The sequence below is a fragment of the Amycolatopsis palatopharyngis genome, from assembly GCF_003385185.1.
Classification (GTDB): domain Bacteria; phylum Actinomycetota; class Actinomycetes; order Mycobacteriales; family Pseudonocardiaceae; genus Amycolatopsis; species Amycolatopsis palatopharyngis.
This window is the reverse complement of record NZ_PQHZ01000038.1, coordinates 49540-63598: the sequence shown is the minus strand read 5'-3', so window position 1 is coordinate 63598 and position 14059 is coordinate 49540. Positions and strand designations below refer to the sequence as shown.

The following is a 14059-nucleotide window of genomic DNA, read 5'->3' as shown; positions in this document are numbered from 1 at the left end:
GTGCTGGGCTGGGCCGGGGTGGCGGGTCTGGTGTTGTGTGGGTTGGTGTTGCAGGTGGGCAGCATGTTCCCGGGGTATGCGGCGTTGTGGCCGACGGTGTCGGCGGTGTTGGTGCTGATGGCGGGGGCGACCGGTAGTGGGGTGGGCGCGGATCGGTGGTTGTCGTCGCGGCCGTTGGAGTATCTGGGCAATCTCAGTTATGCCCTGTATTTGTGGCACTGGCCGGTTCTGCTGTTCTACCTCGTCACCCGCGACCAGGCGGAGCCAGGACTGCTCGGTGGCATCGGCGTCATCGCCCTTTCACTCGCGTTGTCCGTGCTGACCTATCATTTCGTCGAAACCCCCGTCCGCGAAGGCCGGTTCCGGTTGGTGCTGCGGGGCAGCGGTTACCGCTTCGCGGTGGTTTCACTGGTTCCGGTGCTGGTGACCGCGGGGGCCTGGCAGGTCGCGGCGGCCCAGCGTGCGTCCTACACGATCCCGCCACAGGACCCGGACCATCCGGGAGCGCGGTCGTTGCTGCCGGACTTCGAGTACCAGGGTGCGGACACACCCGTTCTCGCACCACGGTTCATCTCGTTGCCCGATCAGTTCGCCGGGATCGACGAGGAGCGCTGCCATCCAGCCGAGCGCAACAGGGAACTCGTGGTCTGTACGAGCGAGACCGAAGGTCCGCCGGCGAAACGTCTCGTCGTGGTCGGTGACTCCCACGCGCAGCAGTTCCTCGGTGCCCTGCTGCCCGCCGCCGAACGGAACAACTGGGAGATCGTGTCGATGCTGCTCGGTGGCTGTCCGTTCTCGACGGCCTCGGAAACGGCCCCTGACAGCCAGTCCTGTCTCGACTGGAACGTCGACGTCGTCGACGAGATCGCGGAGGTCGCTCCGGACGCGGTCTTCACGATCGCCACGCGAGAAATGCGCCCGGGTCTCACCGAACTGACGCCGCCCGGATACGTCGAGCAGTGGCGCAAGCTGGACGCCCTCGGCATTCCGGTGATCGCGGCAAGGGACAATCCGCGCTACGACTTCTGGCCCTCGGACTGTGTCGAGGTCAAGGGCCGGTACGCGCAGGAGTGCACTACCCCCCGCGCGGAGGTGGTTTCGCCAGAACCGCCGTACGCCGCGATGCCCGACCTACCGCCGAATGTGTCGTTCCTCGACTTCACCGACTACTTCTGCACGGAGCAGGAGTGTCCGCCCGTACTGGGCAACGTGCTCGTCTATATGGACGACAACCACGTGACGAAGACGTACATGCGGACCCTTTCGCCCATGGTGGAACGAGAACTGGTGTCCGCGCTGAGGTGGTGACACGCGGCTCAGCCGCCTGGCGAACCACGTGTCACCCCTTAACGTGAACCAATATGAACTCACCGACGGACAGCACTCCCGCACTGCGACAGGGGCTATCGGGGTATCTCCGTGCCGTGGCGGAGGAGGTCGGGGTACCTCGGGAGGGCACCTCGTTCGAAGTCAGTGACACGGCGACCGCCTACCTGGCACTGGCTGGGCGCTGGCACGAACGGGCGGACCAGGACCTGATGCTCGTCTGGAGCGAGCGACATGGCTGGGTGCTCGCCGTCGAGACCGACCCCGCCGAGCCAGCACTGGTCGTGGATTACCTCGGTGGGAACGACCTCGTGCCGACGCCCGCGGAGGTCGGCCGGTTCGTCACCGAGGTCGTGGCGGGCCTGCGACGGCACCAGGGCGATCGCCCGGTGTTTCCCATCGTGGACACGCGCCACGATCTCGCCGAGCGCCTCGCGGCCTACGTCATCTGGGACGAGTAGGCCGCGCCGCGCTCGGGCTCAGCGTGATCGCCTGCGCCCTCCGGCGTTGCTGCCCGCCGAGAACGCCGCCGCGCCGGATCGGCCTGCTCCTGGCGCCGCCGCCCTGGACCTGCCGGAACCCTCCCGACGTGGGGCGCCGGCCTTTCCGCCGGACTTGGCCGCCGGCTTACCGCCGCCGCCTCGCTGGGCGGTCTTGGGTGGGGCCGCGGGCGGGCGTACGAACGAACGCTCGCCGGGTGCGAGCTCGCTGAGCAGCGGGTGGTCCGGGCCCAGTTTCGTGGACTTCGGTGCGATGCCTGCCTTACGTGCCAGCGCACGGACATCGGCGACCTGATCGTCGGTCATCAGGGTGATGACCGTGCCCTCCGCCCCCGCACGGGCGGTCCGGCCCGAACGGTGCAGGTAGGCCTTGTGCTCGACCGGCGGATCGGCGTGCACCACTCGTGCGACGTCGTCGACGTGGATGCCCCTGGCCGCGATGTCGGTGGCCACCATGGTTCTCGCGGTGCCGTCGGCGAATGCCTTGAGGTTGCGCTCCCTGGCGTTCTGGCCGAGGTTGCCGTGCAGTTCCACCGCGGGAACACCCGAGGCGATGAGCTGGCGGGTCAGTGACTTGGCGCGGTGCTTGGTGCGGGTGAAGACCAGCGTCCGCCCGGGCGCCGCGACCAGCTGAAGCAGGACCGGGATCCGCGTCTCGGTCCGCACGTGCAGCACGTGGTGGGACATCGATGAGACCGGCGACTGCGCCGAGTCGACGCTGTGCGTCACCGGATCAGTCAGGTAGCGCTTCACCAGTACGTCGATCCCGCTGTCCAGGGTCGCGGAGAACAGCAACCGCTGTCCGGATCGTGGTGTCTGGTCCAGCAGCTTGCGAACGACGGGCAGGAACCCGAGGTCGGCCATGTGGTCGGCCTCGTCCAGCACAGTGATCTCGACGGCGTCCAGGTGCGCGTGACCGCTCGCCAGGTGATCACCGAGGCGACCGGGGCAGGCGACCAGGATGTCCACGCCCGCACGCAGAGCGGCGATCTGCGGGTTCGGTCGTACACCGCCGAACACGGTGAGCGTGCGCAGCGAGAGCGACTTGGCCAGCGGTGCGATGGACGCTTCGATCTGTGTGGCGAGCTCCCTGGTGGGGGCCAGGATCAAGGCGCGAGGCCGGCCGGGCTTGGTGCGGACCGGGTTCGCGGCCAGCCGCGTGAGCAGCGGCAGGACGAACGCGTACGTCTTGCCGGAACCGGTGCGGCCACGACCGAGAACGTCGCGGCCCGCCAGTGAATGCGGCAACGTCGCGGCCTGGATGGGGAAAGGTTCGTGCACCCCCTGGGCGGCGAGTGCCGCGACCAGTTTCGCGGGGACGCCGAGTTCGGCGAACCCGGCGGTGGTGGCCGCGGGCGCGGAGCCGGGGGAGGCCGTCGCGTCTTCGGCGGGGGAGGGCATGGTGCTGGGGCGGCGAGCCGCCATAGGAATCTCCGAACGTGGAAGGGTCGTCCTGCCCGGCGCAGACCCAGGTGGTCGCGGCGCGTGGTGGTCGACGTGAAGAAGTGGCCCGAGGCAGAACTGAGCGGGCCACCTCCCACAGTCTAACGGGCCGGGGGCGCTCACCATCGGAGGACCGAGGGTGATCCCTGTCGCTCCCGATCAGCGCCCTGCTGCCTGGACAGCGGGACCACCGCGGCGCAACCCGCGGTTTTCGCCACGTTCTGTCAGTCCACAAGTACAGGCAGCGAGTCGACGCCGTAGACGATCGACAGCTTGCGGAAGGTCAGGTCCTCGGGAGCGACCGCGAGGCGCAGGTTCGGGAAGCGTCGAACCAGTGCGGGGTAGGCGGCCCGTAGTTCCATCTTCGCCAGTTCTGCTCCGATGCAGCGGTGAATGCCGTAGCCGAAGGCCAGGTGTGACGACGCCTTCCTGGTCGGATCGAACGTCTCCATGTCCTGGCCGAGCACGTCGTCGCGGTTCGCCCCGCTGAGGGAGACGATCACGATGTCCCCGCTGGAGATCTGCACACCGCCGATCTCCATGTCCTCCTTGGCGAAGCGAGGGAACGCGACCTGGACGACGGTCAGGTAGCGCAGAAGTTCCTCCACGAAACGATCGATCGCCTCGTCGTCGTCGCGGATGCGAGCGAAGGTGTCCGGGTCCCTCAGCAGGACCAGTGCGCCGAGCGCCAGCATGCTGGCCGTCGTCTCCAGTCCGCCGGTCAGGACGCCGTCGGCGAGTCCGGCCAGCTCCCTGTCGTCGATCTCGTCGCCGTGTTCCTTGATCAGCATGCCGAGCAGGCCGTCACCCGGATCCTCGCGCTGTTTCCGGACGATCTCGTGCAGGTACTCCAGTGACTCCGAGATCGCGCCCAGTGACGCTCCCGCACCGCCGAACAGGTCGAAACGCGCTGTGCTCAGTCGCTGGAAATCGTCGCGGTCCTCGTACGGGACGCCGAGCAGTTCGCAAATAGTGAGTGACGGAATGGGCAGCGCGAACGCTTCGGCAAGATCGACGGGGCCGGTCGATTTCGCTATTCCGTCGAGTTGTTGCTCGATGATCTCGTCAATTCGCGGAGTAAGCCGATTGAGGCGCCGCATTGTGAATTCGGGCGTAAGCAGTTTTCGCAACCTGGTGTGCACCGGCGGGTCGGCGAAGCCCAGGCCGCCCGGGTTCTGCTCGGCGGTGACGCCCGCGCTGCCCACGAGGTTGGTGAAGTCGCTGCTGAAGCTGTTGCCCTTGCCGAGTACGACCTTGGCCTCGTCGTAGCCGGTGACGAGCCAGGCGTTCATTCCGAAAGGGAGCGAGAGCTTCGTGATCGGTTCGGTCTCCCTGGTCTTCGCCAGTTCGCCGACGGGGTCGAGGCCATCACGCTTGAGTGGCATGAGCGCGGCGTCGGGCAGGAACGACATCGTGGAGAGGTCGAACCCCTTTTTCTGCTTCCTCGCAAAATACTTGCGCCCCAGCCAAGCAATGATCCGCGAGCGGAGAGTCTGCATGAATAAACGCTACCGCACAGGCTTCGGCCGTCGATGAGGCCCGCAGGTGTTTCCGGGGTGGGGTACACCCGACCGAGACTCCGTCGCGGCGGTACCCCGCCGGGTCGCCATTAGTGGCGTGACCCGGATCACTCTCCGTCGCGTTCGCTGCGCATGCTGTGCGCCATCAGTTACTCGCGCCACGTGGCCGTGGAAGCGGTAGGGCGTCCTACCGGATGTGCCCCCGTGGTCGAGATGATTTCTCGCTGATACAGTTCTGCGACACACGTCACGAATCCCGTCCGGCTGTTTCCAGAATTCGGTTACGCCGGTTGGATAATCACGGTCCGGCTACTGGGCCATACGGAGCAACATGTTTGACTGTTCGTCGGATCATGTTTACCGTCGCCGCGGGCGACGCGGAGCACGGTGAGCTGATCCGGCTAGCAGATCTCGGGTGCTGGGGCCCAGGTAACCGAAATACAAAGAACTGCCGGAAGGACAACGGGCCGCAGTGAAGCAGATCTCTTTCTTTCGTTCGCGGACGTCCTCGATTCGTTCGCGGGTGCTCGCGATCGCGCTGATCCCGAGTGCCGCGCTACTCGTGGTCGGGGTCGCGCTCGCGGGATATCTGGTCTATGACGCGAACCAGACCAGGGACTTCGCCGCGAAGATCCAGGACGCGTCCGGGCCCGCGCTGAACTACTTCACAGCCGTGCAGGAGGAACGCAGGCTCACCCTGCAGCAGGTGGCCGGGGGTCCCAGTGACCGGGCCGCGGTGGTGGAACAGCGAGCCAAGATGGACGCCGCCGCCGAGCAGGTCCTCGAGAGCGTGGGCAAGCTCGCCGGTGACGCACCCGAGAACGTCCGGCAGAGCATCGGCACGCAGGCCCGGTTGATCAGCGGGCTGCCGGAGTTCCGTGAGCAGGTGGACGGGGGGCAGGTCCCGCTTATCGAGGCCTATGCCTACTACAACCGGATGCTCGACGAGTTCGCCTCCGGTCTCAACGGCATCGCGCAGACCGCGCCGGACGCGGAGATCGCCTACCTCAAGGTCACCGCGCTGCCACTGTTCACCGCCGCCGACGGTATGCAGCGCGGGGACGCGCTCGCCGCTGCCGCGGTCGCCGGCGATGGGCTCAGTGAGCAGGAGTTCCGTACCTACATCGGCCAGATCGGTGCGTACCACACCCTGCTGGAGGGTTCCGCCGCGCGAATGCTGCCCGAGGTGCGGGCCCGGTACGACGAGCTCATCACCGGTTCGGCCTGGAATCGGCTGATCACTGTCGAGAACGCCTTCCTGCGGGGAAACCAGACCGAGCTCCCGCTTCCCGAGGACCAGTGGCGTGCCGCGGCCCGAGAGGTCGGCGACACGCTCATGAGCTTCTACTTCCAGCAGAGTGGGGCCGGTACGGACCTCGCGATCGAGCGTGGCGAGGACACCCTGCTCACCTCTCTGATCGCCGGTGCGGCCGCACTACTGCTCGCGATCGGGGTGTTCCTGACGGCGTTGCGCCTGTCGAACCGTTTGGTGCGCAGGCTCGCCCGGCTGCGGGAGGAAACCCTCGAGGTCGCCGATGCGCAACTGCCCGAACTCGTCCGGCGAGTCCGTGACGGAGAGGCGGTGGATCTCGACAGCGAGGTCTTCTTCCTCGATCACGGTGAGGACGAGATCGGCCAGGTCGCCGACGCGTTCAACAAGGCGCAGCAGACGGCGCTGGCCGCCGCCGTGGACGAGGCCAAGACCAGGGAGGGGACCAGGGCGGTCTTCCTCAACATCGCGCACCGGAACCAGGTCATCGTGCATCGCCAGCTCAAGGTGCTCGACCAGGCCGAGCGCAAGCAGGAGGACCCGGAACAGCTCGACACCCTGTTCAAGCTGGACCATCTCTCCACCCGTGCCCGCCGCAACGCGGAGAACCTCATCATTCTCGGTGGCCAGCAGCCGGGAAGGCAGTGGCGCAACCCGGTCGTACTCGCGGAACTGGTGCGTGGAGCGTCCGCGGAAACCGAGGACTACACGCGGGTCAGCGTGGCCAAGCTGCCCGCGATCGCCGTCAACGGCCCCGTGGTCGGTGACCTGGTGCACCTGCTGGCCGAGTTGATCGACAATGCGACCTCCTTCTCCCCGCCTGAGTCGCGCGTGGAGATCCGGGGCAACATCGTCGGCCGTGGCGTGGTGATCGAGGTCGAGGACCAGGGCCTCGGTATCGAACCCGAGCAGTGCGAGCAGTTCAACGAGATGCTGGCCGACCCGCCGGACTTCGGCATCATGGCGCTGTCCGAGGAACCCCGGCTCGGCCTGTTCGTCGTCGCCCGCCTCGCCGGCCGGCACGGTATTTCGGTGACCCTGCGGGAGTCGGCCTACGGCGGCACGCGCGCCATCGTGCTGGTTCGCTCCGAGTTGCTCAGTCAGGTATCGGAACCGGAGGAGGTCGAGCCGGACGCCGACGCCGTGCCCGCGCAACAGACCACCCGGCGCAGGCGCAGGCCGGAACCGGTACCGGAAGAAGCAGCACAGCCCGCCCCGGTCAAATCCCAGCCAGAGAGTCAGCCACCGAGCGAGCCAGGGAAGCCGCCGCCGCTGCCCGTGCGGCCGACACGACACCGTGGGCCCGCGCCGGTACAGCAGCCCGCGCAGGCACCGGCGCACCCGGTACCGGTGTCGGCTCCGGTTTCGGTATCGGCACCGGCAGGGGCAGAGGCAGAGGCGGGCCAGAACGGGAGGGGCGCCGACGCTCCGACGCGCACCGACCTGTTCCGATCGCAGCCGCCGCCAGAGCCCAGGTCCCGCACCGAGGGTTGGTCGAGGCACGAGGCGAGGCCCCAGCAGGCCGCGCAGGCGCCGCGGCCGGTCTCGCCGGGCCGGCCACCACTACCGCAGCGGCGCAGGCAGCAGAACCTGGTTCCACAGCTGATGGACGGTGCGGCGGCGACCGAGGCGGAGCAGACCAGGGACGACTCGCCGGAGCAGGCCAGGAACCGGCTGGCGGCTTTCCAGCAGGGCACGCGGCGTGCACGTGAGCAGGAGCCGGGTAGCAACGACACATCTGGAGATCGAACGTAATGGTCAACGCAGGAGTCAGTGAGCTCGACTGGTTGCTGGACGACCTGGTCAAACGGGTGGCCGGCGCGGACAGGGCCGTGGTGCTCTCCGCCGACGGGTTGTTGATCGGTCGATCCGGCAACCTCTCGGAGGAGGACGCGGAACATCTGTCGGCGGTCGCGTCGGCGTTCCAGAGCCTGGCACGCGGAACCGGCAGGCACTTCGGTGGCGGTCAGGTACGCCAGACGATGGTGGAGATGGACCATGCCTTCCTGTTCGTGACCGCGGCCGGCCAGGGAGCCTGCCTCGCGCTGCTGGCCACGGAGAACGCGGATATGGGCATGGTCGCGTACGAGATGAACCTGATGGTCAAGCGTGTCGGGGCCGTACTGACGGCGGCACCCCGGGGCGCCGCGGTCGAGCACACCTCGCCATGAACGCGCGGGACGACGAGGCCTGGTTCGACGAGGCGGCGGGCCCACTGGTCCGCCCGTACGCGGTCACGGGCGGGCGGACCCGCTCGGACACCCTCGGCCTCGAGCTGATCACGCTGGTGGTGGCGCTGCCGTCGGCGGCGGAAGCCGCCGCGATGGAGCCGGAGTACGCGCGCATCGTGCGGTTGTGCCAGCGCCCCATGTCGGTCGCCGAGGTGGCCGCGCGCGTCGATCTGCCGCTGCCGGTGGTGAAGGTGTTGCTGAGTGATCTGATCGAGCGCAATCACATCCTGTTCCGCACGGCGGCTCCGAGCGCGGACATCCCGAACAAGCATGTACTCCACGCGGTTCTTGAAGGCATACGGAAACTGTGATCACTAGGGAGACCCGTGCCAAGCGGTGAGGCGAGTGAGGAACGCGGCGGTACGCCCCGGCGGCGGTCGCTGACGGCATCCGCGGTGAAGATCCTCGTCGCGGGGGGCTTCGGTGTCGGCAAGACGACGATGGTCGGCTCCGTGAGCGAGGTAGCGCCACTGCGCACCGAGGAGCTGATCACCGAGGCATCCGCCGGGGTGGACGACCTCTCCGGTGTCGAAAGCAAGCGGACCACCACGGTGGCGCTCGACTTCGGCCGGATCACGATCAACCCGGAACTGATCCTGTACCTGTTCGGTACCCCTGGGCAGGACCGGTTCTGGTTCATGTGGGACGAGCTCGCCCGAGGCGCACTAGGCGCCGTCGTGCTAGCCGACACGCGCCGGCTGGACAGCTGCTTCGCAGCCGTCGACTTCTTCGAGCGCCGCGGCCTGCCATTCGTGGTCGGCGTCAACTGCTTCGACGGCGCGCACCGCTACGGCACCGAGGAGGTGCGGGCCGCGCTGGATGTGGGCCCCGGGGTGCCGCTGTTGTTGTGTGACGCCCGCGATCGGGAGTCGACCAAGCAGGTGCTGATCACCCTCATGCATCACGTCATGGCGGCCAGCGAGCTGATCTCCAGCGGCCTGTCCCCCCGCTGAGGTGACCGCTGGGAGTTCCCCAATGTGCATTGGGACATCTCGCGAGGCGAGTCCTCAGGGGTCCGCGGAGCCGGACATGTGGTCTTCGACGACCTGACCTAGCGCACTTTGGCAGGAAAGTGTGGCGTGAGAATGATGCTGACCGGTCAGAACGGCGGTTCAGTGGTAGCCGTATCGCGTTCGCGACATCGTTGTCGGGGTATGTCCGGTGTGGACGGTGCTGGTTCGGTGATCGGCTGGAGTGTTTTGGTGTAGGTGCGTCCTGTGGGTGTGGTGATGCTTGAGGTCCCGCTGGCGGGCTCGTGGGTGAGTGTCCAGCCGGGTTGGTCTTTGCGGTAGTGGTCGCGTTCGCATTTGGCGCCGCCGTTGTGGTCGGCGGTGACCCCGAGTTCTCCCCATTCGTGGAGGTGGTCGTAGTCGCAGCGATGTGCGGGGCGGTGACAACCGGGTGCGGCGCATTCGCGGTCCCGGGCGGTGACGAAGTCCCGCAGGAATGCCGAGGGTCTTCGGCGGGTGCGTCCGAGGTCGCGGACCGCGCCGGAGGCTGGGTCGGTGAGGACTTTCCGGATCATGCTGTGCGGGTTGGTCATGATCTCTCGGGCGATGGCCGCTGGGAGGGGGCCGTAGCCGGCGAGTTCGCAGCCGCTGTCGGAGATGGTCAGGGCGGTGGTGATGGGCATGTGCAGAAACACCACCGCGGCTGCCCGGGGTGCGCCGGCTCCGGGGTCCTGGCCCAGCAACAATGCGGCGTACACGTCGGCGCGGAGTTGTTCCAGTGTCCGGTGGTCTCCGTTGTTGCGTAGGCGTCGTGCCATGGCGTCGACCCGGGCGTAGGCCGAGGCCGCCACTTCGGCGGGCAGGTCGGCGGACAAGGTCGCCATGCCGTTGTCCTGCGGTGACAGCACTACCTTGCGGCCCGCACGGGCTTTGCGGGCCCGGGTGGTTTGTCCGTCGGGGTCGACATTCTCCACCAAACGCCGAGTCGCGCGCACGAGCGAGTACGGGTCGGTGAACTGTAGCCGCCCCGACGCGAGTTTCGCCGCGAGCAGGTCGTCGACCTGGCGGGCCTGTGAGTTGTCGAGCATCGCGGTGGCCTCGAGGATCTGCCCTGCGGGGTAGCCCTCGATGTCCCCGGCGTCCATCGCCGCCAACAACAGCGGCATCCGGTGCACCAGATCGGTGCCCCGGGCGATTCGGGTGGCGGCGGCGGTTTCGGAGATCCGTGCCTCCAGCGCCACTTCCTTCGCCACCGACGCATCCTTGCCGCGCACGACGGCCAGACGGGCCACCGCCCGGGCCTCCGCCGCGTCCGCGCGGGCTCGTAACCGCCGGGCGGCGGCCACCGCCTCCACCGCACCGTCAGCATCCAGCCCGGCGAACTCCTCGGCAGTCCGGGTCAGTAGCCGGTGATCGGCCCACTGCGATTCCGTGACTGTGGCCGGGCGCGCGAGACCGGCGGGCAGGAACAGAGCCCCCGCTACGCTGCTGATCTCGATGAATGCCGTCACGTCACCGATTATATCGAACACACGTTCGACAATGGCGATGCGGCCATCGAATCACCCGAAGGGGAACAAAGCCAGGAAACATGACGACTGACAGTGGTTATCCGTCGACAGGAAGCTCGCCGGAGCGTGTGGAAGGTGCCCCGCTCACCCGCCGTCCGCACCGCCGCCCGACACAGCCCAGCCCACGCGAAGCCGGATCCGCTCACGGTTCGACGTGGCGCAGGATCCGCAGCATGCTCTGTGGGTCGACCGAGTCGGGGTCGTCCTCGGCGCAGGAGTGCAGCGCCGTCAGTAGTGCCTCCCGGTCGAGAGCCGTGCCGATCAGCACGAGTTGGGTCTCCCTCGGCTCGCCCTCCGTCCAGCGGGAGCGGCGCACCTCTAGGAAACCGCCCACGGTGTGCACGGTGAACTTCTGGGTGTGGCCGGGGATGCCGAAGTAGACCACGCCCTTCAGCCGGAAGAGCCCAGGCGGCCGGTTGTCCAGGAAGTGCATCAGCCTGCGCGGATGCAGGGCCTGCGAGATGCGGAACTCCACGCTGTCGTAGGTGGCGTGCAGGTGTTCGTCGTGTCCGCCGTGTTCATGGCGCAGGTCGTCGAACGAGAGCTGGCGGGCCACGTTCTCTTCCGGGGCGCGGCGCGGGTCGAACAGCAGACTCGGATCGATGCGGCCGCGTTCGGTCGCGAGGACCGGCTTGCCGCCGGACAGCCTGCCCACCGTTTCGGCCAGTTCGGCGCTGACCTGCCCCTCGAGCCGATCAATCTTGTTCAGCACCACCAGATCGGCGTAGGCGAGGTGCCGGTCGATCTCCGGGTGGGCGAGCCTGGTGTTCTCGAACTCGGCGGCGTCGACGACGTCGACCAGCCCGCCGTAGGAAACGTGCTCGTTGCTCGCGGCCAGGATCAGCCGGATCATCTCCTTCGGCTCGGCCAGCCCGCTCGCCTCGACGACGATGGCGTCCAGGTCGGTTCCCGGCCGGGTGAGCCGATCCAGCAGCGCGTCCATCCCACTGGCATCGACCGTGCAGCACAGGCAGCCGTTCTGCAGGGAGATGCTCGAATCGACCTGTCCGGCCACCGCCATCGCGTCGATGTTGATGCTGCCGAAGTCGTTGACCACCACGCCTATCCGGGTGCCGGAGCTGTTGGTCAGCAGATGATTGAGCAGGGTGGTCTTTCCCGAGCCGAGGAAACCCGCGACGAGCACGACCGGAATCCGGTGTCTGGCCACTCGTCCGCTCCGTCCCGCTGTCGGTTCACCGCATACGGGCGCCGATGGTAGCGAGGCCCGGCAAAGCACCCGTACCCGATCCCGCACCGGGTATCTCCGGGTCCGGATCCGGGTCTTCACCGATGCGAAGTGGCGCCCGAGGCCGCATCGTGGAGGTATGACGACATCGACGAAATCGTTGACGAGGCCGCGGGGCAGGCGTGTGTTCGGCGGGGTCTGTGCCGGGCTGGCCGACCGGCTGGGCTGGAAGCCGAGGAACGTGCGCCTGCTGTTCGTACTGTCCTGCCTGCTGCCTGGACCGCAGGTGCTGCTGTACATCGTCTTGTGGATCATCATGCCCGACCGGGGTCACTGACCTCGGTGAGCGGTTCTCGGTGGAGTGGACCCCGGCAGGCCGCGGCGGCGGGGGACGCCACAGCCTGCCGGGTGCTCGGGGCTGCTCAGCTCAGTAGGAGCAGCCGGAGGTGGGCAGCGAACCGATCGAGGGAACCTGTTTTCCGTCGTAGATGGCCAGCAGCAGCCGCTGGGGGCAGACCAGCTTGCCGTTTCGGGTGATCTGCAGGTGCAGGTGCGGTCCGCTGCTACGGCCGGTATTGCCCGAGTAGCCGACCAGTTGGCCCGCCTTGACCTCGCCGCTGGCCACGGCTGCCTGCTTGAAGTGGCAGTAGGTGTAGACGCCGCCGTCCCTCGCGGTGATTCGCACGCCGTAGCCGCAGCCGCCCGTGTTCGCGATCTTGGCCGCGGTGCCACCGTTGATCGCGTACACGGAGGTTCCCGTCGCGACCGGCAGATCGATGGCCGGGTAGGTGTGGTGCGGGTCGTCGTACTCGCTGCGGGGCAGCACGCTCTTGCCGATGGGCAAGGAGTATCCACCAACCGCGCCGACCCCGGCGACCAGTTCCCGCCAGGTCTCGACGGTGACCTTGCCGTTGGCGGTCAGACCCTGCTCCCGCTGGAATTCGGTCACCGCTTCGGCAGTCGCGGCGTCGAACGTGCCGTTGGCCGTGAGCTTGGCCCCGTGCTTGTTCAACCCGAGTTGGCAGTTCCGGGGCGCGAGTTGGCAGTTCGAGGGCGTGAGTTGGCAGGTTTGGCGGGCCGAGTTGACACTTCGGCCGCCGCGCACACGACCGAGTTCGGGCTCGCCTCCGCCGAAACCAGCCAGTCCACAGTGGAGACCCACCCGAGCGCGGCCACCGACGGCCCGTTCGAGTCGCCGGGAGTGTCCGTCAGGGCTTCGCGGCCATACCGCACATGTAGCGCGCACGGGCTGGCGCGTCGCCCCACCAGTTCTGCTCGGTGCCGTCCGGCCGCCATTCGGGTGCCCATGCCAGCCCCGGCTCCACCAGTTCCCAATTCCCGAAGAACTCGGCGATCTCGTCCGGGGTTCGCAGGCAAGCCGGGCTGGTGGTCTTCGAGTAGTTGCGAACGACCTCGCGGGTGTTCTTGTCATCGAGGCCGTCGGAGATGTGGCTGAGTACCAGCAGGCTTCCCGGTGCCAGCTGGTGGCGGTAGTAGGCCAGTGCCTTCTCCGGCTCCTGCTCGGGGAACATGAAATGCAGGATGGCGGTGATCAGCAGGCAGGTGGGCTCGTCGGGATTGATCACCCCGCTGTCGAGTACCTGCTCCCACAGTTCCTCGCTGTCGAAGAAGTCCGCGAACACCGCCTTGTGCCGGTCCGGGTCGGCCTCGCCGTCGAGCAGGATCTCGGAGTGCGCGTGCGCGATCTCCTCGTTGTCGATGTACACGACCCTGGCCCGTACGTCCGGGGCGACCTCGTCGGCGATCTCGTGCGCCTGTCCCTGACTGGGCAGGCCCGCACCGATGTCCACGAACTGAGTTATCCCGCGTTCCAGTGCGAACCGAACAGCGCGGCCGATGAAGGCCCGGTTCGAGCGCATCCCGGCGGGCATGTCCGGCGCCAGTTCTACCTGCTTGTCGGCGAATGCCCGGTCGATGGCGTAGTTGTGCTCGCCGCCGAGCAGGTAGTCATAGATCCGGGCCGAGCTCGGCTTGTCCACCGCGGGCAGGCCGTCGTTCGCCGATTTCCGCACGAGACTCTCTCCCTTTGTCACCTGATAGG

At 67.7% G+C, this 14059-nt stretch carries 13 protein-coding genes; 7 read left to right on the top strand and 6 right to left on the bottom strand.

Annotated features, from left to right (window positions below; translation table 11 throughout):
• Positions 1-1308, top strand: a 1308-nt coding sequence (locus D0C15_RS24615; protein ID WP_211323313.1) for an acyltransferase family protein, incomplete at its 5' end; no start/stop codon positions are given.
• A gap of 53 nt (positions 1309-1361) precedes the next feature.
• Positions 1362-1787, top strand: coding sequence for a DUF6292 family protein (locus D0C15_RS24610; protein WP_116049853.1), 426 nt, complete (start codon positions 1362-1364; stop codon positions 1785-1787).
• 18 nt (positions 1788-1805) lie between these two features.
• Here D0C15_RS24610 and D0C15_RS24605 read toward each other — a convergent pair whose 3' ends face one another.
• Positions 1806-3227 carry a DEAD/DEAH box helicase gene (locus tag D0C15_RS24605; RefSeq protein WP_116049879.1) on the bottom strand — a complete coding sequence of 474 codons (1422 nt, stop codon included), beginning with the start codon at positions 3225-3227 and terminating at the stop codon, positions 1806-1808.
• Between the two features lie 266 nt (positions 3228-3493).
• Positions 3494-4768: a cytochrome P450 gene (locus D0C15_RS24600; protein ID WP_116049850.1), complete on the bottom strand. Its 1275-nt coding sequence runs from the start codon at positions 4766-4768 to the stop codon at positions 3494-3496.
• Between the two features lie 493 nt (positions 4769-5261).
• On the opposite strand from D0C15_RS24600, the gene D0C15_RS24595 reads away from it, so the two are divergent.
• The 4 genes from D0C15_RS24595 to D0C15_RS24580 all read left to right on the top strand — a co-directional run bounded on the left by D0C15_RS24595 (position 5262) and on the right by D0C15_RS24580 (position 9243).
• A complete protein-coding gene (locus tag D0C15_RS24595; protein WP_162830245.1) occupies positions 5262-7814 on the top strand; it encodes a sensor histidine kinase in 2553 nt (850 codons plus the stop codon).
• The gene (locus tag D0C15_RS24590) at positions 7814-8230 is read left to right on the top strand and encodes a roadblock/LC7 domain-containing protein (RefSeq protein ID WP_116049848.1); all 417 of its coding nucleotides are present in this window, start codon (positions 7814-7816) and stop codon (positions 8228-8230) included. Before D0C15_RS24595 ends, D0C15_RS24590 begins: the two co-directional genes overlap by 1 nt.
• On the top strand, positions 8227-8601 hold the full coding sequence (locus D0C15_RS24585; RefSeq protein WP_116049846.1) for a DUF742 domain-containing protein: 375 nt from the start codon (positions 8227-8229) through the stop codon (positions 8599-8601). Before D0C15_RS24590 ends, D0C15_RS24585 begins: the two co-directional genes overlap by 4 nt.
• Positions 8602-8670: 69 nt before the next feature.
• Entirely contained in the window at positions 8671-9243 is a 573-nt protein-coding gene (locus D0C15_RS24580) for a GTP-binding protein (protein WP_116049874.1), read from the top strand.
• Between the two features lie 146 nt (positions 9244-9389).
• Here D0C15_RS24580 and D0C15_RS24575 read toward each other — a convergent pair whose 3' ends face one another.
• Both D0C15_RS24575 and D0C15_RS24570 read right to left on the bottom strand, forming a co-directional pair.
• The gene (locus tag D0C15_RS24575) at positions 9390-10751 is read right to left on the bottom strand and encodes an HNH endonuclease signature motif containing protein (RefSeq protein ID WP_162830244.1); all 1362 of its coding nucleotides are present in this window, start codon (positions 10749-10751) and stop codon (positions 9390-9392) included.
• A gap of 202 nt (positions 10752-10953) precedes the next feature.
• On the bottom strand, positions 10954-11979 hold the full coding sequence (locus D0C15_RS24570) for a CobW family GTP-binding protein (RefSeq protein WP_116049843.1): 1026 nt from the start codon (positions 11977-11979) through the stop codon (positions 10954-10956).
• A 157-nt stretch (positions 11980-12136) separates the two neighbouring features.
• Between D0C15_RS24570 and D0C15_RS24565 the strand changes: the two genes are divergently transcribed.
• Positions 12137-12334 (top strand): PspC domain-containing protein, encoded by a 198-nt coding sequence (locus D0C15_RS24565; RefSeq protein ID WP_116049841.1) that lies wholly within the window; start codon positions 12137-12139, stop codon positions 12332-12334.
• 90 nt (positions 12335-12424) lie between these two features.
• Here D0C15_RS24565 and D0C15_RS35530 read toward each other — a convergent pair whose 3' ends face one another.
• Together D0C15_RS35530 and D0C15_RS24555 are read right to left on the bottom strand one after the other, a co-directional pair.
• On the bottom strand, positions 12425-13009 hold the full coding sequence (locus tag D0C15_RS35530) for a peptidoglycan DD-metalloendopeptidase family protein (RefSeq protein WP_162830243.1): 585 nt from the start codon (positions 13007-13009) through the stop codon (positions 12425-12427).
• 196 nt (positions 13010-13205) lie between these two features.
• Positions 13206-14030: an SAM-dependent methyltransferase gene (locus D0C15_RS24555; RefSeq protein ID WP_116049837.1), complete on the bottom strand. Its 825-nt coding sequence runs from the start codon at positions 14028-14030 to the stop codon at positions 13206-13208.
• Positions 14031-14059 lie beyond the last annotated feature (29 nt).

Coding starts and splice junctions, on each gene's coding strand:
- D0C15_RS24610 (WP_116049853.1), top strand. CDS start 1,362: ATGAACTCACCGACGGACAGCACTCCCGCACTGCGACAGGGGCTATCG.
- D0C15_RS24605 (WP_116049879.1), bottom strand. CDS start 3,227: ATGCCCTCCCCCGCCGAAGACGCGACGGCCTCCCCCGGCTCCGCGCCC.
- D0C15_RS24600 (WP_116049850.1), bottom strand. CDS start 4,768: ATGCAGACTCTCCGCTCGCGGATCATTGCTTGGCTGGGGCGCAAGTAT.
- D0C15_RS24590 (WP_116049848.1), top strand. CDS start 7,814: ATGGTCAACGCAGGAGTCAGTGAGCTCGACTGGTTGCTGGACGACCTG.
- D0C15_RS24585 (WP_116049846.1), top strand. CDS start 8,227: ATGAACGCGCGGGACGACGAGGCCTGGTTCGACGAGGCGGCGGGCCCA.
- D0C15_RS24565 (WP_116049841.1), top strand. CDS start 12,137: ATGACGACATCGACGAAATCGTTGACGAGGCCGCGGGGCAGGCGTGTG.